The sequence below is a fragment of the Streptococcus mitis genome, from assembly GCF_000722755.1.
Taxonomy (GTDB): domain Bacteria; phylum Bacillota; class Bacilli; order Lactobacillales; family Streptococcaceae; genus Streptococcus; species Streptococcus mitis_CM.
Genome location: NZ_JPFY01000012.1, coordinates 1 through 21,564, shown reverse-complemented (window position 1 = coordinate 21,564; position 21,564 = coordinate 1). Strand labels below are relative to the sequence as shown.

The following is a 21,564-nucleotide window of genomic DNA, read 5'->3' as shown; positions in this document are numbered from 1 at the left end:
TTGAGTTTTTGTTTCTGTCTGATGAAAACAGAGCAAAAATTTGACCTTTTTTGACCAAGATATTATAATAGTCTTATCTTCAGTCGTTTGACCAACAAAAATAAAACTTAAAAGGAGAAATGAATGATTCCTGTAGTTATTGAACAAACAAGCCGTGGAGAACGTTCCTACGATATTTACTCACGTCTTCTCAAAGACCGCATCATTATGCTGACAGGCCCAGTTGAAGACAATATGGCCAACTCAGTTATTGCCCAGTTGCTTTTCTTGGATGCCCAAGATAGTACAAAAGATATTTACCTTTATGTCAATACACCTGGTGGTTCTGTTTCAGCTGGTTTGGCAATCGTTGATACCATGAACTTTATTAAGGCAGATGTCCAAACCATCGTTATGGGTATGGCCGCATCTATGGGAACAGTCATCGCATCAAGTGGAGCAAAAGGCAAACGTTTCATGCTTCCAAATGCTGAATACATGATCCACCAACCAATGGGTGGTACAGGCGGTGGTACTCAACAAACCGATATGGCGATTGCTGCAGAACACTTGCTTAAAACTCGTAACATCTTGGAAAAAATATTGGCTGAAAATTCAGGTCAGTCAATCGAAAAAGTCCATGCAGATGCAGAACGTGATAATTGGATGAGTGCCCAAGAAACACTTGAATATGGCTTTATTGATGAAATCATGGCCAACAATTCATTGAACTAATAATCAAAGGAGGCAAACTCGACTGGGTTTGCTTTTTTTGGTATAATAGGGAGAGATTTCTTAGAAAGAGGATTTATCATGTTTGAAAAAGTCAATCGATCTGGCTTGATTATCTATCTTTACTATAATCGTGATGCAAAAAAATTGCAGGATTATGGAGATATTACCTATCATTCCAAGAAACATCGTTACTTACAGCTTTATGTTCCAACTCAAGAAGTGGAGCAATTGGTCGGACACTTGAGCAAGGAAAAATTTATAAAAAAAGTCAGAATTTGTCATATCCAAGAGCTGGAAACACCCTTTGTGGGCAATCTTTATCGAGAGGAAAACGTTATCATCGAAAAAGTTCAAGAAAAGTGTTGACAATTTTCTGATAATTCGGTATATTCTTAACATGCTATTTATTTAAGAAATAAGGAGACAAAAAATATGAAGAAAAAATTTGCCCTATCGTTTGTGGCGCTTGCAAGTGTAGCACTTCTTGCAGCCTGTGGAGAAGTGAAGTCTGGAGCGTCAAATGCTGCTGGTAACTCAGTAGATGAAAAGACAATCAAAATCGGATTTAACTTTGAAGAAACTGGTGCTGTAGCAGCCTACGGAACATCTGAACAAAAAGGTGCCCAACTTGCTGTTGATGAAATCAATGCCGCAGGTGGTATCGATGGAAAACAAATCGAAGTAGTTGATAAAGATAACAAGTCTGAAACAGCTGAGGCGGCTTCAGTAACAACTAACCTTGTAACCCAATCTAAAGTATCAGCAATCGTAGGACCTGCGACATCAGGTGCAACTGCAGCTGCGGTAGCTAACGCTACAAAAGCAGGTGTTCCATTGATTTCGCCAAGTGCGACTCAAGATGGATTGACTAAAGGTCAAGATTACCTCTTTATCGGAACATTCCAAGATAGCTTCCAAGGAAAAATTATCTCAAACTATGTTACTGAAAAATTAAACGCTAAGAAAGTTGTTCTATACACTGACAACGCCAGCGACTATGCTAAAGGGATTGCCAAAGCCTTCCGTGAAGCTTACAAAGGTGAAATCGTTGCAGATGAAACTTTCGTAGCAGGTGACACAGACTTTCAAGCAGCCCTTACAAAAATGAAAGGGAAAGATTTTGATGCTATCATCGTCCCTGGTTACTACACTGAAGCTGGTAAAATTGTAAACCAAGCGCGTGGTATGGGAATTGACAAACCAATCGTTGGTGGTGATGGATTCAACGGTGAAGAGTTTGTACAACAAGCAACTCCTGAAAAAGCATCAAACATCTACTTTATCTCAGGCTTCTCAACTACTGTAGAAGTTTCTGCTAAAGCAAAAGCCTTCCTTGAGGCTTACCGTGCTAAGTACAATGAAGAGCCTTCAACATTTGCAGCTTTGGCTTATGACTCAGTTCACCTTGTAGCAAACGCAGCAAAAGGTGCTAAAAACTCAGGTGAAATCAAGGATAACCTTGCTAAAACAAAAGATTTTGAAGGTGTAACTGGTCAAACAAGCTTCGATGCGGACCACAACACAGTCAAAACAGCTTACATGATGACCATGAATAATGGTAAGGTTGAAGCAGCAGAAGTTGTAAAACCATAATAGAAAAATGTTGAAATAGGGAATGAGCCTCTGACTCACTCCCTGTTTCGATGTTTAAGAACCTATCAAAAAGTGAGGGGAAACCCTCGAAATTATATATAGAAAGAGTGAATTTTATGCTCCAACAACTAGTAAATGGTTTGATTCTAGGTAGTGTTTATGCGCTGTTAGCTCTAGGGTATACCATGGTTTACGGAATTATCAAGCTCATCAACTTCGCACACGGTGATATTTATATGATGGGAGCCTTTATCGGTTATTTCTTGATTAATTCTTTCCAAATGAATTTCTTTGTAGCGCTTATTGTAGCTATGATAGCGACAGCCATTCTTGGTGTCGTGATTGAGTTCCTTGCTTACCGACCTTTGCGTCACTCTACTCGTATTGCTGTTTTGATTACGGCTATTGGGGTGTCTTTCCTATTGGAATATGGGATGGTCTATCTGGTTGGTGCCAATACCCGTGCCTTCCCTCAAGCGATTCAAACAGTTCGCTATGATTTGGGACCAGTTAGCCTAACAAACGTGCAGTTAATGATTTTGGCCATTTCCTTGATTTTGATGATTTTGTTACAAGTCATTGTCCAAAAAACAAAGATGGGAAAAGCCATGCGTGCAGTATCAGTAGATAGCGATGCGGCGCAATTGATGGGGATCAATGTAAACCGTACTATCAGCTTTACCTTCGCTTTGGGTTCTGCTCTTGCGGGTGCGGCTGGTGTTCTGATTGCCCTCTATTATAACTCTCTTGAGCCTTTGATGGGGGTTACTCCAGGTCTTAAGTCTTTCGTTGCCGCAGTACTTGGTGGTATCGGAATCATTCCTGGTGCGGCGCTTGGTGGTTTTGTGATTGGTCTATTGGAAACCTTTGCGACAGCCTTTGGAATGTCAGACTTCCGTGATGCCATTGTTTATGGAATCTTGTTGTTGATCTTGATTGTCCGCCCAGCTGGTATCCTTGGTAAAAATGTGAAAGAGAAGGTGTAAACGATGAAGGAAAATTTAAAAGTTAATATTCTATGGTTACTCCTTTTGTTAGCTGGCTATGGCTTGATTAGTGTATTGGTTTCAGTCGGAGTACTCAATCTATTCTATGTACAGATTTTACAACAAATTGGAATTAATATTATTCTGGCTGTTGGTCTCAACTTAATCGTTGGTTTTTCAGGCCAATTTTCACTTGGTCATGCTGGTTTCATGGCGATTGGTGCCTATGCAGCAGCTATTATTGGTTCTAAATCACCAACCTACGGTGCCTTCTTTGGAGCTATGCTGGTAGGGGCTTTGCTTTCAGGAGCAGTTGCCTTACTTGTCGGGATTCCAACCTTGCGCTTGAAGGGGGACTATCTTGCGGTAGCAACTCTCGGTGTTTCTGAAATTATCCGTATCTTTATCATCAATGGTGGAAGCCTTACAAATGGTGCAGCAGGTATCTTGGGAATTCCTAACTTTACAACTTGGCAAATGGTTTACTTTTTTGTCGTGATTACAACCATTGCAACCTTGAACTTCTTGCGTAGTCCAATTGGTCGTTCAACTCTCTCTGTTCGTGAGGATGAAATCGCTGCTGAGTCAGTTGGGGTTAATACGACTAAGATTAAAATCATCGCTTTTGTCTTTGGTGCTATTACTGCAAGTATTGCAGGGTCACTTCAGGCAGGATTTATCGGTTCAGTTGTACCGAAAGATTACACCTTCATCAACTCAATCAACGTTTTGATCATTGTTGTCTTTGGTGGACTTGGTTCCATTACAGGTGCCATTGTTTCAGCTATTGTTCTTGGAATTTTGAATATGCTTCTCCAAGATGTTGCAAGCGTGCGTATGATTATCTACGCTTTGGCCTTGGTATTGGTAATGATTTTCAGACCAGGTGGACTTCTTGGAACATGGGAATTGAGCCTATCACGTTTCTTTAAAAAATCTAAGAAGGAGGAACAAAACTAATGGCATTACTTGAAGTAAAACAGTTAACCAAACATTTTGGCGGTCTAACAGCTGTTGGAGATGTGACTCTTGAATTGAACGAAGGTGAACTGGTTGGACTAATCGGTCCAAATGGAGCTGGTAAAACCACCCTTTTCAATCTTTTGACAGGTGTTTATGAACCAAGTGAGGGAACAGTAACACTAGATGGTCACCTTTTGAATGGAAAGTCACCTTATAAGATTGCCTCTTTGGGACTTGGACGTACATTCCAAAATATCCGTCTCTTTAAAGATTTAACAGTTTTGGACAATGTTTTGATTGCCTTTGGCAACCATCACAAACAACATGTTTTTGCTAGTTTTTTACGCTTACCAGCTTTTTATAAGAGTGAAAAAGAATTAAAGGCTAAAGCTTTGGAATTATTGAAAATCTTTGATTTAGATGGGGATGCAGAGACTCTTGCTAAAAACCTCGCTTACGGACAACAACGTCGTTTGGAAATTGTTCGTGCCCTTGCTACGGAACCTAAAATTCTCTTTTTAGATGAACCAGCCGCAGGTATGAACCCGCAGGAAACTGCTGAATTGACTGAGTTAATTCGTCGTATCAAAGATGAATTTAAGATTACGATCATGCTGATTGAACACGATATGAATCTGGTCATGGAAGTAACAGAACGTATCTACGTACTTGAATATGGTCGTTTGATTGCTCAGGGGACTCCAGACGAAATTAAGACCAATAAACGCGTTATCGAAGCTTATCTAGGAGGTGAAGCCTAATGTCTATGTTAAAAGTTGATAATCTTTCTGTGCATTACGGTATGATCCAAGCAGTCCGTGATGTAGGCTTTGAAGTAAATGAAGGAGAAGTTGTTTCCCTTATTGGTGCCAATGGTGCAGGTAAGACAACCATTCTCCGTACTTTGTCTGGTTTGGTTAGACCGAGTTCAGGAAAGATTGAATTTTTAGGTCAAGAAATCCAAAAAATGCCAGCTCAGAAAATCGTGGCAGGTGGTCTTTCACAAGTACCAGAAGGACGCCACGTCTTTCCTGGCTTGACTGTTATGGAAAATCTTGAAATGGGAGCTTTCTTAAAGAAAAATCGTGAAGAAAATCAAGCTAATTTGAAGAAAGTTTTCTCACGCTTTCCTCGTCTTGAAGAACGGAAGAACCAAGATGCAGCTACTCTTTCAGGAGGGGAACAACAAATGCTTGCCATGGGACGCGCTCTTATGTCAACACCAAAACTTCTTCTTTTAGATGAACCATCGATGGGACTTGCCCCAATCTTTATCCAAGAAATTTTTGATATCATTCAAGATATTCAGAAGCAAGGAACAACCGTCCTCTTGATTGAGCAAAATGCCAATAAGGCACTCGCAATCTCTGACCGAGGATATGTACTGGAAACAGGGAAAATCGTTCTATCAGGAACAGGACAAGAACTCGCCTCATCAGAAGAAGTCAGAAAAGCATATCTAGGTGGCTAAAACAATCCAGTGGATTGTTTTAGTCGGCAGATGGAGATTGCGAAGCAATTATCTTATCCATTGGATTGTTTTAGTCGGTGGATGAGGATTATGAAGTAATCATCATTAATAGTCCGGGGGACCTTTTTAGTCGGCGGATGAAGATTGCGAGGCAATTATCTTATCCAGTAGATTATTTTAGTTGGCATATTTAGATTGCAAACAAATCTGCATCTACTTTGAAATATGAATTTCAAATAATTGAAAAAATCGAATGAAACGTTTCTTACCTTCATTCAGGGAGCTCGATTTTAGAGCTCTTTTTGCTAGCTTATTCATACTTTTCTGAATTTTGAAAAAGAAATGTAAGCGTTTGATAGATTTACAAAAAGATTGTATAATAGGGATAAGAACAGAAAAGGAGAAGTCTCATGGCAGTTAAAGATTTTATGACCCGTAAGGTAGTGTATATTAGTCCAGATACAACAGTATCTCATGCAGCAGATTTGATGAGAGAGCAAGGGTTGCATCGCTTGCCTGTTATCGAAAATGATCAATTAGTTGGTTTGGTAACTGAAGGAACCATTGCCCAAGCAAGTCCATCAAAAGCAACCAGTCTTTCTATCTATGAGATGAACTATCTTCTAAATAAGACAAAAGTAAAAGATGTGATGATTCGCGAAGTTGTCACTGTTTCAGGCTATGCGAGTCTAGAGGATGCAACTTATCTGATGTTGAAAAATAAGATTGGTATTCTTCCTGTAGTAGATAACCATCAAGTCTATGGGGTTATTACGGACCGTGATGTTTTCCAAGCCTTTCTTGAAATTGCTGGTTATGGTGAGGAAGGAATTCGTGTGCGCTTTGTTACGGAAAACGAAATTGGCGTTCTTGGAAAAATTATTTCTTTGATTGTAGAAGAAAAGTTGAATATCTCGCATACAGTCAATATTCCGCGTAAAGATGGTAAGGTGATTATAGAAGTTCAAATCGATGGATCAATTGATTTACCAGCCTTGAAAGAAAAATTTGAATCAGAGAATATTCAAGTAGAAGAAATTACTCGTACTTCAGCAAAAGTCTTGTAAGAAAGGAAGCCGAAAGGCTTCTTTTTACGTGTAATAAGGGATTAGAGCAAAAGATGGAAAGAAATGAATGAAAATCTGAAATATTACCTTTTGATTTAGAGTAAAGGTAATTTAAAATTTAAAGATTTTTAAATTTTCTAAATATTGACAGAAGTAATAAATCGAAAAAATTATGCTGTATTTTATAAGTAACTATTTATTGTATTCTATATGACTTTAATTATGGATTAATACTATAAATTTTTTTCCAAAAATCCTTGATTCATATATGAAATAATGTTATAATAAAACAAAAAACATAGGAGTAAAAATATGTCAGGACAAATTCGTGTATCTCCAGAAACCCTCCAATCACGTGCACGTGAATATGGAAAAGCTGCAAACGATATCAGAGTTATTTTGAGCAATCTTCAACGCTTGCAAGATACCTTGCGTTCGGAATGGGAAGGTGCTGCGTTCCAAGGCTTTGATCAACAATTCTCTGAATTGAAACCAAAGGTTGAAAACTTTGCTGATTTAATGCAACAAATCAATACACAACTTGATAAGACTGCTCAAGCGATGCAACAAAATGACCAAGACTTATCTAGAAACTTTGGTCTTCAATAATCTAAAGTTGAGGTTGAGGAGAAATCCTCAACTTTTTTACTATATTTAATTAAGGAGAAAATGTGAGAAAGAAAGTTTTATTTAGCTTAGGGATGCTACTGTTATTTGTGACAATGATAGTATCCTTCTTTGCAATTGTAAAACCAACACCTATCAGCCGAACGAACTCAGATTCCTCGGTGCAACAAGCCCCTATTAAAGTAGCTATTGTTAATGAAGATACGGGTAAGGTATATAATGGACAACCGATTAACATTGCGAATACTTTAGTAAATTCGTTCATAGCTAAAAATAATTACAAAGTGGAAGTTGTTTCTAGGTCAATCGCTGAAAGCGGTCTAAAAAATGAGACTTATCAGTTGATGATAGTCTTGCCAAGTAAATTTTCAGAAGAAGCTTTAGCAATCGAATCAACTTCCCCTGTTCAGGCGAAGTTTCAATATCAAATTCAATCAAGTGACCAACTGACTGTCAAACAGGCTGAACAAGCTGTAGTAGCTTTCAAAGAGCTCTTTAATAAGGATTTGATTAATATTTATTTCACTAGTATTATCGGGAATTTGAAAACAGCACAAGGCCAGGTTGCAGATGTAGTTACAAATGAACATGAGTCACTGACTTCTTTTAATAATAAGTTAGTGGATCCTCTTGCTCAATATGGTCAACAGTTTAATGGGTTGGGTTCATCACCGAATAATCTCTTATCATCGTATTCGTCATTTAACAAGACCCTGTTAAATACAAATGATGCCTTTAAATCAATTGATTCTGTTAATAAGACATATGAGGAAACAATAAATGGAATAGATAAGCAACAAAAAAAATGGGATAATTCCTTGAATACTAGAGAACAGGCTTTGTCCAACTATGATAAAGACTTTTCCAAATTATCAGTTGAGAAACAATTATCTCAATTGGCTGCTATAAACACTCAATTTAATAATAATTTTTCAGAGCCAGCTATTTGGAAAGAAACCACTGATAAGGCTTCTTCCTATAACAAAGATATCGCAAAACTTCTAGAAAGTTTGAAGAAGAATAATAAGGAAATTGATGATACCTTATCAAATTATGATACAAAGATTAGAGAAGCAGTAGAGTCTTCCTTGGCTAAAAACCCATCAGCGGTAGATGGAGCTAATAAAACTCTTGGAAGTTATATCAAGTCGTTAAATACTAGTATGCAAAATCAAATTACTAGTAAATGGCCAAGTGTATACTACGATGATACAACTATAAATAATCTCTCTTTGTCAGATACTGATAAACAACATTTGAAAAATATTAGTGCTTTTATACGGTGGTATAGTAAGAAGATAGGGAAAGATTTGCCAACTTTGCAATCTACAACACTTGAAAATGAAGAATTCTCTCAGTTAAAGAATGACATTAAGTCTAAGAGCACAACAAAACGTGAGCTAACTTTACCTTCGTTTGAAGGAAAAATTTCAAAATTAAAGATAACAGTACCAAGCGGATACTATCTTAAAGAATCAAATTTTGGATTTTCTGATCTTGGAGGAGGTAGTTATCAGGTATCTTTCCCTGGTGAAGTATCTCCAGGTATGACTATTTCATACACACTAGGAATCAAGAATGAAAATGATCTCAATGTCTTGTCACCTGTGCTTGTTAAGTATCAATTAGATACGACAGAAGATGTAAAAGTTATAAAGGAAGATGCCCCTTATGTAGAAAAAGATAAAATAGAGAATGAGACAGTTCATGCTGCGCCTGTTAGTCCAGCTACTTCTGTAGCTTCAGGTTCCTCTACGCCTGATGTGCAGAAACCAACAGAAATTATTACAATTACGAAGACCATCACGACTACTAAGATAAATCAAACAGAAAAAAAAGTTTTGAATCGTCATTATGAGATGCAAGACATTATTTCTAACTGGGAGTACAATCCTACCAAGCTAACTCAAGCGGTTTATAAAGATGTTGAGGCGTATCTACAGTTATCAGGACTTGTTACTGCGTATTACGGCTTAGATTTATCTAAAAATACGTACACAGACACTACGTTTGTTCCAGCAGAAGGTTCTCTTGCTGCCTTAGCAAATAATGATGACCTCAAGACCATTGTGACCAATCTAATCAAAGCAACTACAGTAGAAGCTCTAAAATCAGATTTGAAGATTTCTGATAAAAAATTGACGGATATTCAGTCACGATTAGCCAATGCTGAGAAATTAACATCTAACATCGAACAGCTGAGAACAACAACCAATGATCTAATAACTCAGTTAAGACAGTTAATTGAACAGACCAAATTAGTGGATACAACGATTAAAGGTAAACCTAGTTTTGTTGCAACAGAAAAAGTAGATAATACTAGTATGGTTAATGTTAGTATGGATATGAACAGGGACCTAGGTACACTGATTTCAGCTAGTAAAACCTTGATGGACAATACAAAAGCAAACCAAGCTGTTTCTGAGACGATACAAGCTACTATGACTCAGTTGACGAATGATGTTAATACATTGGAAAAAGACGGAAAATCATTAAGTGCACGCGTTTCTGAATTGAAAAATATCATGTCTAGTGAATATGGTTCAAACGAAGAATTCCTTAAAAACTTTTCTACTGTTTTGAGCAATACTAGAACGGGTAATACGAAAAATGATGCAGTCTATGAATATTTGTCAAATCCTGTTGATGCTTCTAAAATTGGGAATGTTGTATCAGCTGCGACCAATAGACCGTCACAGACGAATCGTCAAGATGAGAGATCAGGACTCCTTGTTATCTTAATCAGCTATCTTGTTAGCTTGGTTGTTGCCTATCTTTTCCAACATGCAGATAAAGAAGAATTGCAAAGATTAATCAGTTTGAAGGACCGTTTGTCATGGAGAAATTCTTCTGGACCAATGTTCTTCCTAAGTGTGATTTCAGTAGCTGTTGGTTCTATAATTGCGATTGTTTCTGGAGTTAAACTTGCTTTCTCTGTAGGTCAATTGAGCTGGTTTGTAATGCTTCTTGTCTTGGTGAGTCTAATGATGACATATAGTCTGAATATCCTTCTTGATAAACTAAAAAGTCTTGGATTTTTGATAAGCATAAGTCTATTACTGCTTTATATCATTTCAGCAACTCAATTATTTGATGAATATTATGTGAATCCAGCTCCTATTTTAACAACTCTTTCTCCGTTAACATATCTTGAAGGTGTAGTGAGATTATTCATTAATCAGCAAAACGGAGTTGTTCAGTCAGTAATGGTAATTGTTGTTCTAACAATTGCTTTGGGACTTGTAAATATTTTCTTGTATCGCCAAGTTAAGGATAGCAAGTAATATGAAAAAAAATATTGTCTTTATCTTTCTATTGTTTTCAATTTTTACAAAAGGTAGTGTTGCTTTTGCAAACGATGGATCTTTGCAAATAGATACGTCTTTAGATAAGAATACCAAGAAAACAGAGATTCAGTACTTTGAACAGGAGAGTAATTTGACAAAGTTATTTCATCCTGAGACATATAAATTGATTGATACAACTAAAAAATTGGATAAAGAAAAGTATCAATTAGTTAAAACAAACTTATTTAGCACTAAAGTGGAATCGGAGAATATCGTTAATGAGTATCAGTCTGCTTTATTTACCAATCAGATTCAAATCAACCACAGTGATAAAAAGACTGTTTCACTTAAAAATGTAAAGTCTCCTGTTTCTTGGACTGCAATTTTATTGTTTATACTAGGGATGATTGTCACAATTTACTCGCTCTTTTATAAAAAGTTACATATAGCTAAACAATAAAGTCGATAGAAAAATACATAAAGGGAGATACAAAATGTATCTCTTTTTATAAATAGAAAGTTCTTTAATATTCATGTTTTGCGTGATATAATAGGCATAGCATAATAGATTTAGGAGTTTTATATGGAAGAGTACATTAATATTAGTCTGGATTGTTCGCCTTTTTTATCTAAAATATTAGATTTAAGGGTCCCTACTGAGTTAACGATTAAAGAATTGATACAAATCGTCTCAGATGCTTATGGTATTGGAATTAAGGTAATGAATCCAAGTGTAAGAAATCAACAGTCAGGAGAAATTCTTGCTAGTACGAGCAGTCTAGTATTAGTGAAAGACGGAGTTTTATTAAACCTGGAAAGAATATAGTAAGGGAGTCAGGTATGGAAGTTCAAAAAATTGAATTAGTAGTTGGAGATATCAAGGGAAATCGTGAAATAGCTTATGCTTTATTAACAGCAATACAACCTTATTTTGTGAATCAAAATGTTATTGAGGAAGAAGGTAAACTAACGATTGAAAGTCTATTGACTGATGAATATTATTCTTGGGATAAGCTGACTACGATGATTGAGGAAGAAAAATTACGTCATCTGATCAATGTTGGTCAATTATTTAACTCGCTGAAGGATTCAATTTATACTTATGAATTATCACCTAGTAATTTAGTGTTTTCACGAAATGGGAACCCTCTATTCATTTTTCGTGGTGTTAAAGGGCAAGTGCCTCCCTATGATGCATTGAAGCTAGAGGCGTTTACAGTTAACTTTAAAGCTATGATAGTATCTCTATTAGATAAAAAGGTAAGTTATGAAAAATTAGTGGAGGGACAGTCGCCATTTTATAAAGGAAAACTGTTTTGTGAGACCATCATGAAGTCTGAAAATTTGGATGAAATCTTAGCCTTACTACTAGAAAAATACTTAGAAGAAAAGGAACAAAATAAAGAAAAATTTTCACGTGTTCCTAATAAACTTGTTTCGCGGTTGAAGTGGACTACCATTATTGCATCATTTATTGGAGTGCTATCAATTGTTGGAGTGTTTTACTTTGCATTGTTCGCTATGCCTAATCAACAAATGATTTCAGGTTTACGTTTGGCTTTTGTAAACCAAGATTATTCTTCGGTTGTATCTACTGTTAAAAATACAGATTCTAAATCACTTAGTCAAGATGATGCTTATATGGTGGCTTATTCCGTCATTAAAACAGAGCCTTTAACAGAAACGCAAAAGACAGAGCTATCCAAAATATCAACTCAATCAAGTACAGACTATCTTCGTTACTGGGTTTTAATTGGGCAGTCGAAAGTTGATGAAGCTATAGATATTGCAAGTTACTTAGATGACCCACAATTATTGATGTATGGTCTTACCAAAAAGGTTGATGAAGTTCAGAGAAACCCTAACCTCACATCTGAACAACGTACTGAGCAACTAAACAATTATAAGAGTAAATTGGAAGAATTGAAGAAAAACTACCTAACACCAGAGACGAATAAGTCGAATACGACTTCAACTTCAACAGAGTCAAGATAGGAGTGGTCTATGAATTATTTATTTTTTGAAGACAATGTTTATCCACTCTATACAGGGAATACCTATCAACTGGGGCCTTCTATAGCTTCTAATATCTATCTTCCTATTCTTGAAAATGTGGTGTTGGAAGTCAAGGAAACGGGAGTTGAACTGCTCGGAGAGACTTATTCTTATGGGGATCATTTGGTTTCCATAGCTGAAGATATAAGTGTATCCTTATTGATTATTAAAAACACCGAGTATTACCTTCTTCCCGAAAAAATACTATATTTATCAGATAAGAAAGAAGCGACTATTCGCTTAGTTGATTTTCCTATAGAAATCATTTTGAGCTTTGATGGGACAAATAAGACGATTTATAGTGCTAGTCCATATTATCTTAATGGTGAAAGAAGAAAAGGGACGCAAAATATTCAAGATATGGACCAACTTGTTTTTGAACAAGGTCTAGCTTTATCCGTTCAAAAACAAATCTTATCGATTCATTCACTATTTTCTATTGAGACGAGCTTACTGCCTTTTTCTGAAGTAATGGTCGAGGATCGTTCAAAAGAATTTCATCGCTCTCCACGGATTATTCTGAGAGAACCCGAGGATACAGTAACGATTGCTTCGGCACCAACAGATGATGAAGGCAACAAACAATCGTTACTAAGATTGATTATTACCCCTTTGGCGATGATTGTCTTTACGATACTAACGATTTACTTCACACGTAGTGGTGGCATGATGTTCATGATGATGGGGATGTCTGTCATTACTATTGGGACTTCCATTCATACTTATTTTTCTGATAAAAAATCACATAAGGAACTTCAAGAACAGAAAATTGTTGAGTATATGAAATACTTGGAAACCAAGTATTCACAATTAGCTAACTTACGTAAAGAACAAGTTAAGGCTTTGGTGTATCATTTCCCTGGCATGGATCAGATTTTAGAAATGGTAGAAAAAACGGATAGACGTATTTACGAAAAGACACTTTATCATTTTGATTTTCTGTCTTATCGTTTGGGTTTGGGTGAAGTTAATTCTAGTTTTTCTATTGAGTATTCAGATTCTGAATTAACAAAATATAATGTAGCTGCTAACCAAAAAATTCAAGAACTACTTTCCTACTATCGTGTGACTAAGCAGGTACCTATTACACATACATTAACAAATCCTACGGGCTATATCGGAACACGGCAAATAGTGATTGAACAAGTTCAACAGATGATGATGCAATTAGCGACTTTCCAAAGTTACCATGATTTACAGTTTATTCCAATTTTCCGAGAGGAAGAGTTTGAGTTATGGAATTGGAGCCGATGGTTACCTCATACGAAAATAAAAGCACTAAATAGCCGTGGTTTTGTTTACAATCAACGTACTCGAGATCAACTATTAACGTCGCTCTATCAAGTTATTAAAGATAGAAAGTTAGATAGTGAGCAGGATAAAGGGAAAGAAAAGCAATACAGCCCTCATTATATTCTCTTTCTTACAGATTTAAGTCTGATGTTGGATCACAACATTATGGAGTACATCAATGAAGATTTATCCCATTTAGGAATTCATTATGTATTCGTAGAAGAAGTACTTGAGAGTCTACCAGAACACGTTAAGACAGTTGTTGACTATCGAGGAGATAAAAAAGGTACAGTATTACTTCAGGATGGCAATTATACAAATAAAGAAATTACGCCTCTTCCTCCTGTAAGTTTATCGGAAAAGGAAAATTTTGCGAGAAATCTTGCGGGTATTCATCATGTTCAAACTTTGCGTAATTCGATTCCGAATAGTATTACCTTCCTAGAGATGTATGGAGTCAATAAGGTAGAGGAACTAGAACTTTTAAAACGATGGCAAGACAATGAAACTTTCCAAACAATGGCTGTTCCTCTAGGAGTTCGAGGTAGAGATGATATTCTTTATCTAAACATCCATGAGAAGGCGCATGGGCCTCATGGATTGATTGCTGGTACTACGGGGTCAGGGAAGTCTGAGCTTATTCAGTCCTACATTCTATCTTTAGCTGTGAACTACCATCCGTATGAGGTTGCTTTCCTCTTGATTGACTATAAAGGTGGAGGGATGGCTAATCTCTTTGCAGACCTACCTCATGTTGTTGGTACGATTACAAACTTGGATGGCAACCAGGCCAATCGAGCTCTGGTATCTATCAAAGCTGAACTTAAGAAGCGTCAGCGTATTTTTGCAGAAAATGATGTTAATCATATCAACCAGTATATGAAACTCTTCAAGGAAGGGAAGGTCAAAGAACCATTACCACATCTATTAATCATTAGTGATGAGTTTGCAGAGTTGAAGGCGAATCAACCTGATTTCATGGATGAATTAGTCTCTACAGCTCGTATTGGTCGATCATTGGGGGTTAAATTAATTTTAGCAACCCAAAAACCTAGTGGGGTTGTCAACGATCAAATTTGGTCGAACTCTAAGTTTAAAATAGCTCTTAAAGTACAGGATGCTGCAGATTCTAGAGAAGTAATCAAAACACCTGATGCCGCAGAAATTACCCAGACAGGTAGAGCCTATCTTCAAGTCGGAAACAATGAAATCTATGAGTTATTCCAAAGCGCTTGGTCAGGTGCGGATTATAATCCAGAAGGACGAAATCATGTTCAAAAAAACACAACTGTGTATGAGATTACAAGTAATGGTCAATACAATGCCATTAATAAAGATTTGAGTGGTTTAGTCAATAAAAAAGAAGCAAAGGCTGTTCCAACAGAATTAGACGCCATTGTAGAAAAAGCCCGTGAAGTCTTTGATGGTCTTCATATTCATCAGGTAGCCAGTCCTTGGTTGCCACCACTTGAAGAGAAGATATATGCTAAAGATACACAATCGACTAACTACAAGGATTATTGGGGACGTTCAGAGGCATTGCAACCTATTTTAATTGGTTATCAAGATATTCCAGAAAGACAGGAACAATCTCCCCTTTACTTCAATATGGAACAAAGAGGCCATATTTTGTTGGTTTCTAGTCCGGGATTCGGTAAGTCCACTTTTCTACAGAACTTTGCGATGGATGTGATTCGTAAGCACACACCAGAGCAGGTCCATTTCTACCTCTATGATTTTGGTACCAGTGGCTTAATCTCTATTTCAGATTTTCCTCATGTTGCAGATTATTTCACCTTGGATGAAACTGAGAAAATCATGAAATCTCTTCGATTCTTGAATAGAGAGATAAAAACTCGGAAACATGCTCTTTCGCAAGCAAGAGCCACAAATCTAAGGCAATACAATCAGTTGTCAGATGAGAGTTTTCCAACTATTTTCATAGAGATAGATGGTTTTGATAGTGTGATGGATGCCCCATTTGTCGATGCCTTTTATGATACTTTAAATGTCATTTCTCGAGATGGTGCCTCTCTAGGAATCTATCTGGTTGTGACACTTTCCCGTCTCAATGCGATGCGTCTACAGCTACAATCGAACTTTAAGACCAAGATTTCTCTCTTCTTATTTGATACCAGTGACTTATCAAGTGTAGTAGGACGTTCAAATATTCCACTCGATGAAATCAAAGGCCGTGCCATAGCTAAATTTGATGATATTGTCCAATTCCAAGTGATGTTGCCATACAGCAGTGAACATTATACGGACTACATAAAAGAAGTTCGCGCAGAACAAGAAGCAATGGCTATGGCATACGATGGCCCACTTCCTGCAGGTATCCCAATGTTACCAGAAAAGGTAACCAAAGAGGTGATGTCAGAAATCTTAGAAAGCAGTCAAGACTTTATCTTGGGGCTCGAAAGAGAAGCCGTTGTTCCAGCAACCTTTAGTTTTGAACGCCCTCTTCTTATAGCCTCAGACAGTCCTGCTTTTGTAACGAATTACTATAAATTACTAGAATATCACCTAAACCGTTTATCAGGAGTGTATAATACTGTTATTTTAGATCCTAGTCAGCGTATTAACAGTCAGTTCTTTGATGGTATTCAACGATTTGATACTTCTTTAGAGGTTGATAATGTCATGAAGACGATATTAGAAGACTTTAAGAAACGGGTTGCGTCTCCAAATCAGGACTATCCAAAATGGTTAATTTTGATACCTGATATTGCTGCGACGGCTATGGCGGCTGGAGTGAGTGAGCTGGACTTCAAGCAACTCCTTAGTGAAGGTTCTCGCTATGGCGTAACCTTGGTCTTTGCAGGAGCTTATCAGGATCTAGTAACCAATCAATACGATAATTTTGTCAAACTAGTTAATCAGTTAGTAGAGCAAGTCTTTCTTGGTGTACGCATTAGCGATCAAGATCATACTCGTTATCCTTATATCATGAATGAACCTGCACTGAAGCCTAACCAAGGATATATTCTTTATCCAGATCGTTATGATTTTGTTCAATTATTAGAAATTTAGAAAGGGATACTATGAAAGAAACGACTATGTTGCCACTCGGCAGTATCATTATACTAAAAGGAAATACAAAGAAGATGATGATCATTGCACGGGTCATCGCGGCACCTGTCAAAGGGAATATTTATCGCTTTGACTACGGGGCTTGCCTCTATCCCGAAGGGATGGTAGGCGATAGCCTTATCTACTTCAATGACGAAGATATTTTTAAGGTAGTTCAAGAGGGTTATAGTGATGAGGATAATGACCTCATGTTGGAAAATATTGCTGCGGTTATAGATCAGACAGAGATTCCTAAAGGAAATGTTGCTGAGTTGAATGAAGTAAATGAACTAGGAGGCTAATACATGGGGCAAATAGACTATGATCAAATCTATTATCTTCAAGGTAGAGTGAATGCCTACTCCACCAGCATCTCCTCTGCCCAATCACGGATTACGACTATCGATGAACAGTTGGAACGTCTTCGCACGGCCAAGAAGTCTGTAGGGGAAATTCAAAAAAAGGTTTATTATACTAAAAAAAGATTATTAGGAAAAATTATCAGCCTACTTGGCAAGGCAAACAAAAGGATGATTTCACCAAGCAGTGGGAAAGCTTCTCCAGTGACTACACGAGTTTTCAAACGGAGATGAATACCTTCTATGATGCCATCTGTGATGAAATCACTAGGTTGGAAAATCAAAAGATTGAAGAAAATGGCCTTATTGGCTGTCTTCAGAGTTTGAAGAATAGTTTGGAAAATTCCATCGAGAAGCTGCTACATACGAAGGAGGGGTAAGGCCATGTATGGAACGATTCAATTATCCGAGGTTCTGTTTAACTCGCACATCGGTAGCCTGTCTAAAGCCAAGGCTAGTTTGGCAGGAGTTGGGAAACCAAGTTTTAATACGACAGCTACATCGAAAGGATTGGACTTGTATCAGGAACAATTCAATGAACTCCACCAGTTGGTGAAGACCTATGCGATCTTGCTGGAGACAGATATCGCTTTGATGGCAGGCACAGGGAAAGAGATGCATCGGACAGATAGTGTCCTGGGTCAAAACATGTTTCCTGGTTTGCAGTAGGGAGGTGCTATGAGTTATAATATAAAATTTGATGATATCACCTCTGTTCAGGTGGAAAGTCAAAAAACGATAAATGCTTGGGGAGAGTCCGTTGCGAGCCTAAACAAGGCCATGACAGACTTCATCAACAATCAAAATCTCCAAGGTCAGGCCATCTCGAGTATGCGCCGTTACCTAGTAGAGGTGCATGGGACTCTTCTTCAGACTCTGGTCAACCTGATGAATGACTACTCAACTAACCTCCTGCTGTACAAGGATGGTTACTACCAGATTGATGGTGATCTTCATACAAAGCTTCCAAGTAAGGTATTTACAAACCTTCATAGTGCTTTAAAGAGCTCACGGGACGATTTGAAGAGTGAGATTGAGATCTTGAACACGACCAAGGACAAGATTTCAGACTTGGTGAGCTACGAAGGAAGCAGTCATACCAGTACAGTCATGAACTATAACTTCCTCATGAACCAGCTCAAGAACTTGGATACCTCCATCACTCAGTATGAAAGTAACCATGCAAGTCAGGATTTGGTTGCCTTTAAGGAACTCTTGTCTGCGACCAAGGCCTTGATCGCAGAGCATGCAGGGAAGACACGGACTGTAGGGACTTATCAGTCAGGAGATTTTGCCAAACTCCAGTCTGTTCAACGCTTTGCGATAGCCTACCAACAGGCGAGCAAGCAGATGGAGAGTCGTGTTGAACGCGTACAAGCTGCTCAGGAGCGGGACAAGGTTCGTTTTGAAGCCTTGGCTGCGGAGGATCGTGCCAAGAATGGTTGGAAAGACTTGGCGATTGGTGTGGTGACCGTTGCGTTTGGTATTCTCGCAATTATAGGAACCTTGGGCTCTGCGACTCCTTTAGTTGTTGCAGGCGGTATAGTGGGTCTTGGGACAACAGCCTATGGGGCTTCTAATATGTATGAGGCTGATCAGGATATCAAACTTGGGAATGCAGGGGATATTCAGACTAAAGCAGGAAATCCCATCAGAGATACGCTTTTCATGGGGAATGACAAGCTGTATCATGATGTTGGGAATATCTTTGTGACGGCGAGTGCTATCATGATTCCCATAGGGCAGACTCAGAGCGTTGTCAAGGGCTTGACTCAGTTTGCGATAGGGGAAGCAGGTGCCTATACAGCGGGTCAGGTTGCCTATCATGGGACTAAGCTCCTAGGTGGAAGCGAAGAAGATGCCCAAACCGCCAACTTTATCGGGAATATCGTAGGAGGCTATACGGCTTCCTCAGCAGCCAGCAAGTTTAGTCTCAATAAGGTGAAAGTAGATGTCGAAGCACCGAAGTATAACAAAGAACAAATCCTGAAGAATATAGAGGAAAGCAAACTTGCGAGGGAATCCAGTAACTTTGACCAATATCTGGCGAAGGAGAAATTCCAGAAAACCTTGATGGGTATGGAACCGATGGACCGTCAGAGATATCTTCAATGGCATAAGTATGCGGAGGCGGGTATCGAACCATCCGATAGAGTCAAATTAAGAAATTGGTCATATCCACCTGAGCCAGAATTTTACCTTAAAAATAAAAATGTATATGATAATCCGGATTATTTTAATCAGCTAACAGGAAATACAATTTACCCAGGAAGTCCCGAGAGTGCCATGGGTAGAGTTGACGGTAGCATACATGAATATGGGTTTTTGAATGGAAAATATAAAGAATCCGTAATATTGCCTGGAACTCGAATAAACAGAATTGGTTCTAATTCAACAGGAAGGTATTTCTCTCCTGAAGGAGCAACATTTGGTGAGAAAGCCTTACCTCCTTTTATGAAACTCCAACCGAATTCAGACTACATTGTTCTAAAAGAAATACCAACAAAAGAAGGATTAGTTGCACCTTGGTTTGATGAACCTGGTATGGGAATCCAATATTATACATATTTAACAATTGGTGAATTAGAAAAAGGGAATTTTCTACTTAAATTGAAATAGGAATAATTAAATGCTAATAAAATTAAAAACAAAATTGAATCCGAAGTTTCAAAAATTGGAAACATAAAATTAGGTGAATTTGGAATTTATTTTTCTGAACAACCTCCCTACTTTCCAGAGGGAATTTCTATAATAGAGGATGGAAATGGAAGGTATAATCTAGTTTTTACTGAGAGAGGAAAAATAACATCCGAGATTTCTAAATTAGATGATGATGAGGTGACTTATCAAATTTTAAAGATAATCATTAAGAATATTTCCTCGCAAAAGATTGATGAAAAGGATGTAGATTTAATTGATAAATTGATCAAAAATAATGAATTTGAGAAAGTTAGTCAAATAGTTGAGAAAGTACAAGAGAATAGATATCAATACGAAAAGGAATTATTTGAGAAAATCAGTCCATTATATACCTCATGGTTCGAAAAAGAGGATCACTAGAAGATGAGAGACGAAGCCAAAGAACGTTTAGAACTGTTATCAGCCATTCAAGATTTAGGATATGAGTCTTTAAGATTTTCTATTTTTAATGATCATAGACCAGGTGAATGGGAAGTTCGAATTGAGTTTGATTCTACTAGTGAACATTATTTTGTTTACGCTACAATGGATCGAGCAAGTTATAACAAAAAATTGGAATTTGATAATTTTGAGGATGCAAAAAATAAATTTATAGAAAAACTAGACCTCACTGTGAAAATAAATAGAGCTTCTATAAAAAGTGGAGAAGTTCCTGAATACTCCTCTCCATTATGGGAGAAAATCGATGATTGATATTGATCACATGAAATGTATAGTTGAACAAGAAATTAAAAAACGTCATTTCGAGAGCTTACATTATGTTCTATTTGACGAGGACAGTAATCTGCCTTGGGCTATTCACCTGTATTTAAAAAATAATAAATTTATAGTTAATAGCAGAGATGATCGTTCCTATATTATTGGGAAATCATGGGAATTTGAGAACTATGAGGAGGCAAAACATTTTTTTATCAAAAAAATGGAAACCTTTATTCAGTTAAATAGACTTGAAATTCAAACTGGGCATCCTCCATATTATCCATCCCCCCTCTGGGATAATCCACAGAATAACAAATAATTCCTTCCTTTTATGATAAAATAAATGAAATAAGAGTTTACTAATATTTTATTGGTAAACTCTTACTTTACAAGGACGGCTATTACCAGATTGATAGTGATCTTCATACAAAGCTACCTGGTCAGGTATTTACAAACCTTCATAGTGCTTTAAAGAGCTCACGGGATAATCTAAAGAGTGAGATTGAGCTCTTGAACACGACCAAGGACAAGATTTCAGACTTGGTGAGCTATTCAGGAAGCAGTCATACCAGTACGGTCATGAACTATAACTTTCTCATGAATCAGGTCAAGAACTTGGACAACTCGATCATCCAGTATGAAAGTAATCATGCGAGTCAGGATTTGGTTGCCTTTAAG

22 protein-coding genes are annotated in these 21,564 nt (G+C 37.4%); all 22 read left to right on the top strand.

The window, feature by feature from the left end; genetic code table 11:
* Positions 1-123: 123 nt before the first annotated feature.
* The 22 genes from clpP (at position 124) to SK578_RS02335 (ending at position 21,205) form a co-directional block, all read left to right on the top strand.
* Positions 124-714, top strand: coding sequence for an ATP-dependent Clp protease proteolytic subunit ClpP (gene clpP / locus SK578_RS02435; RefSeq protein WP_000613471.1), 591 nt, complete (start codon positions 124-126; stop codon positions 712-714).
* A gap of 78 nt (positions 715-792) precedes the next feature.
* The gene (locus tag SK578_RS02430; protein WP_042750284.1) at positions 793-1,080 is read left to right on the top strand and encodes a YlbG family protein; all 288 of its coding nucleotides are present in this window, start codon (positions 793-795) and stop codon (positions 1,078-1,080) included.
* A gap of 66 nt (positions 1,081-1,146) precedes the next feature.
* Positions 1,147-2,307: an ABC transporter substrate-binding protein gene (locus SK578_RS02425; protein ID WP_042750282.1), complete on the top strand. Its 1,161-nt coding sequence runs from the start codon at positions 1,147-1,149 to the stop codon at positions 2,305-2,307.
* A 116-nt stretch (positions 2,308-2,423) separates the two neighbouring features.
* Positions 2,424-3,293 carry a branched-chain amino acid ABC transporter permease gene (locus SK578_RS02420; RefSeq protein ID WP_033679951.1) on the top strand — a complete coding sequence of 290 codons (870 nt, stop codon included), beginning with the start codon at positions 2,424-2,426 and terminating at the stop codon, positions 3,291-3,293.
* Between the two features lie 3 nt (positions 3,294-3,296).
* Positions 3,297-4,253 carry a branched-chain amino acid ABC transporter permease gene (locus SK578_RS02415; RefSeq protein ID WP_000662290.1) on the top strand — a complete coding sequence of 319 codons (957 nt, stop codon included), beginning with the start codon at positions 3,297-3,299 and terminating at the stop codon, positions 4,251-4,253.
* Positions 4,253-5,017, top strand: coding sequence for an ABC transporter ATP-binding protein (locus SK578_RS02410; RefSeq protein ID WP_001185997.1), 765 nt, complete (start codon positions 4,253-4,255; stop codon positions 5,015-5,017). Before SK578_RS02415 ends, SK578_RS02410 begins: the two co-directional genes overlap by 1 nt.
* On the top strand, positions 5,017-5,727 hold the full coding sequence (locus tag SK578_RS02405) for an ABC transporter ATP-binding protein (protein ID WP_042750278.1): 711 nt from the start codon (positions 5,017-5,019) through the stop codon (positions 5,725-5,727). The genes SK578_RS02410 and SK578_RS02405 overlap by 1 nt, the downstream gene beginning before the upstream one ends.
* 410 nt (positions 5,728-6,137) lie before the next feature.
* Entirely contained in the window at positions 6,138-6,794 is a 657-nt protein-coding gene (locus SK578_RS02400; protein ID WP_042750276.1) for a CBS domain-containing protein, read from the top strand.
* Positions 6,795-7,106: 312 nt separating this feature from the next.
* Positions 7,107-7,403 carry a WXG100 family type VII secretion target gene (locus SK578_RS02395; protein ID WP_004261570.1) on the top strand — a complete coding sequence of 99 codons (297 nt, stop codon included), beginning with the start codon at positions 7,107-7,109 and terminating at the stop codon, positions 7,401-7,403.
* Positions 7,404-7,465: 62 nt separating this feature from the next.
* The gene (esaA, locus tag SK578_RS02390; protein WP_042750274.1) at positions 7,466-10,705 is read left to right on the top strand and encodes a type VII secretion protein EsaA; all 3,240 of its coding nucleotides are present in this window, start codon (positions 7,466-7,468) and stop codon (positions 10,703-10,705) included.
* A gap of 1 nt (position 10,706) precedes the next feature.
* A complete protein-coding gene (gene essA / locus SK578_RS02385) occupies positions 10,707-11,168 on the top strand; it encodes a type VII secretion protein EssA (protein ID WP_004261567.1) in 462 nt (153 codons plus the stop codon).
* A gap of 123 nt (positions 11,169-11,291) precedes the next feature.
* Entirely contained in the window at positions 11,292-11,534 is a 243-nt protein-coding gene (locus tag SK578_RS02380) for a type VII secretion protein (protein WP_042750271.1), read from the top strand.
* A 14-nt stretch (positions 11,535-11,548) separates the two neighbouring features.
* Positions 11,549-12,703, top strand: coding sequence for a type VII secretion protein EssB (gene essB / locus SK578_RS02375; RefSeq protein WP_042750269.1), 1,155 nt, complete (start codon positions 11,549-11,551; stop codon positions 12,701-12,703).
* Positions 12,704-12,712: 9 nt separating this feature from the next.
* Positions 12,713-17,089, top strand: coding sequence for a type VII secretion protein EssC (gene essC, locus SK578_RS02370; RefSeq protein ID WP_042750268.1), 4,377 nt, complete (start codon positions 12,713-12,715; stop codon positions 17,087-17,089).
* 11 nt (positions 17,090-17,100) lie between these two features.
* A complete protein-coding gene (locus SK578_RS02365) occupies positions 17,101-17,430 on the top strand; it encodes a DUF4176 domain-containing protein (RefSeq protein ID WP_042750266.1) in 330 nt (109 codons plus the stop codon).
* A 3-nt stretch (positions 17,431-17,433) separates the two neighbouring features.
* Positions 17,434-17,721, top strand: a complete 288-nt coding sequence (locus tag SK578_RS02360; RefSeq protein ID WP_235228577.1) for a hypothetical protein — start codon at positions 17,434-17,436, stop codon at positions 17,719-17,721.
* The gene (locus tag SK578_RS11175; protein WP_323754975.1) at positions 17,613-17,867 is read left to right on the top strand and encodes a YwqH-like family protein; all 255 of its coding nucleotides are present in this window, start codon (positions 17,613-17,615) and stop codon (positions 17,865-17,867) included. Before SK578_RS02360 ends, SK578_RS11175 begins: the two co-directional genes overlap by 109 nt.
* Before the next feature lie 4 nt (positions 17,868-17,871).
* Complete coding sequence (locus SK578_RS02355; protein ID WP_042750264.1) at positions 17,872-18,156, top strand: TIGR04197 family type VII secretion effector; 285 nt, start codon at positions 17,872-17,874, stop codon at positions 18,154-18,156.
* Positions 18,157-18,165: 9 nt separating this feature from the next.
* Complete coding sequence (locus SK578_RS02350) at positions 18,166-20,106, top strand: glycohydrolase toxin TNT-related protein (RefSeq protein ID WP_080709946.1); 1,941 nt, start codon at positions 18,166-18,168, stop codon at positions 20,104-20,106.
* A gap of 21 nt (positions 20,107-20,127) precedes the next feature.
* Positions 20,128-20,547, top strand: a complete 420-nt coding sequence (locus tag SK578_RS11170; RefSeq protein ID WP_042750262.1) for an Imm63 family immunity protein — start codon at positions 20,128-20,130, stop codon at positions 20,545-20,547.
* Between the two features lie 3 nt (positions 20,548-20,550).
* Complete coding sequence (locus SK578_RS02340; protein ID WP_042750261.1) at positions 20,551-20,880, top strand: Imm59 family immunity protein; 330 nt, start codon at positions 20,551-20,553, stop codon at positions 20,878-20,880.
* The gene (locus SK578_RS02335) at positions 20,873-21,205 is read left to right on the top strand and encodes an Imm59 family immunity protein (protein ID WP_200872074.1); all 333 of its coding nucleotides are present in this window, start codon (positions 20,873-20,875) and stop codon (positions 21,203-21,205) included. The genes SK578_RS02340 and SK578_RS02335 overlap by 8 nt, the downstream gene beginning before the upstream one ends.
* Positions 21,206-21,564: the final 359 nt, after the last annotated feature.

What these genes read in the sequence shown, in the direction of transcription:
- clpP (WP_000613471.1), top strand. Translation starts at nt 124, where the DNA reads ATGATTCCTGTAGTTATTGAACAAACAAGCCGTGGAGAACGTTCCTAC.
- SK578_RS02430 (WP_042750284.1), top strand. Translation starts at nt 793, where the DNA reads ATGTTTGAAAAAGTCAATCGATCTGGCTTGATTATCTATCTTTACTAT.
- SK578_RS02425 (WP_042750282.1), top strand. Translation starts at nt 1,147, where the DNA reads ATGAAGAAAAAATTTGCCCTATCGTTTGTGGCGCTTGCAAGTGTAGCA.
- SK578_RS02420 (WP_033679951.1), top strand. Translation starts at nt 2,424, where the DNA reads ATGCTCCAACAACTAGTAAATGGTTTGATTCTAGGTAGTGTTTATGCG.
- SK578_RS02415 (WP_000662290.1), top strand. Translation starts at nt 3,297, where the DNA reads ATGAAGGAAAATTTAAAAGTTAATATTCTATGGTTACTCCTTTTGTTA.
- SK578_RS02410 (WP_001185997.1), top strand. Translation starts at nt 4,253, where the DNA reads ATGGCATTACTTGAAGTAAAACAGTTAACCAAACATTTTGGCGGTCTA.
- SK578_RS02405 (WP_042750278.1), top strand. Translation starts at nt 5,017, where the DNA reads ATGTCTATGTTAAAAGTTGATAATCTTTCTGTGCATTACGGTATGATC.
- SK578_RS02400 (WP_042750276.1), top strand. Translation starts at nt 6,138, where the DNA reads ATGGCAGTTAAAGATTTTATGACCCGTAAGGTAGTGTATATTAGTCCA.
- SK578_RS02395 (WP_004261570.1), top strand. Translation starts at nt 7,107, where the DNA reads ATGTCAGGACAAATTCGTGTATCTCCAGAAACCCTCCAATCACGTGCA.
- essA (WP_004261567.1), top strand. Translation starts at nt 10,707, where the DNA reads ATGAAAAAAAATATTGTCTTTATCTTTCTATTGTTTTCAATTTTTACA.
- SK578_RS02380 (WP_042750271.1), top strand. Translation starts at nt 11,292, where the DNA reads ATGGAAGAGTACATTAATATTAGTCTGGATTGTTCGCCTTTTTTATCT.
- essB (WP_042750269.1), top strand. Translation starts at nt 11,549, where the DNA reads ATGGAAGTTCAAAAAATTGAATTAGTAGTTGGAGATATCAAGGGAAAT.
- essC (WP_042750268.1), top strand. Translation starts at nt 12,713, where the DNA reads ATGAATTATTTATTTTTTGAAGACAATGTTTATCCACTCTATACAGGG.
- SK578_RS02365 (WP_042750266.1), top strand. Translation starts at nt 17,101, where the DNA reads ATGAAAGAAACGACTATGTTGCCACTCGGCAGTATCATTATACTAAAA.
- SK578_RS02360 (WP_235228577.1), top strand. Translation starts at nt 17,434, where the DNA reads ATGGGGCAAATAGACTATGATCAAATCTATTATCTTCAAGGTAGAGTG.
- SK578_RS02355 (WP_042750264.1), top strand. Translation starts at nt 17,872, where the DNA reads ATGTATGGAACGATTCAATTATCCGAGGTTCTGTTTAACTCGCACATC.
- SK578_RS02350 (WP_080709946.1), top strand. Translation starts at nt 18,166, where the DNA reads ATGAGTTATAATATAAAATTTGATGATATCACCTCTGTTCAGGTGGAA.
- SK578_RS02340 (WP_042750261.1), top strand. Translation starts at nt 20,551, where the DNA reads ATGAGAGACGAAGCCAAAGAACGTTTAGAACTGTTATCAGCCATTCAA.
- SK578_RS02335 (WP_200872074.1), top strand. Translation starts at nt 20,873, where the DNA reads ATGATTGATATTGATCACATGAAATGTATAGTTGAACAAGAAATTAAA.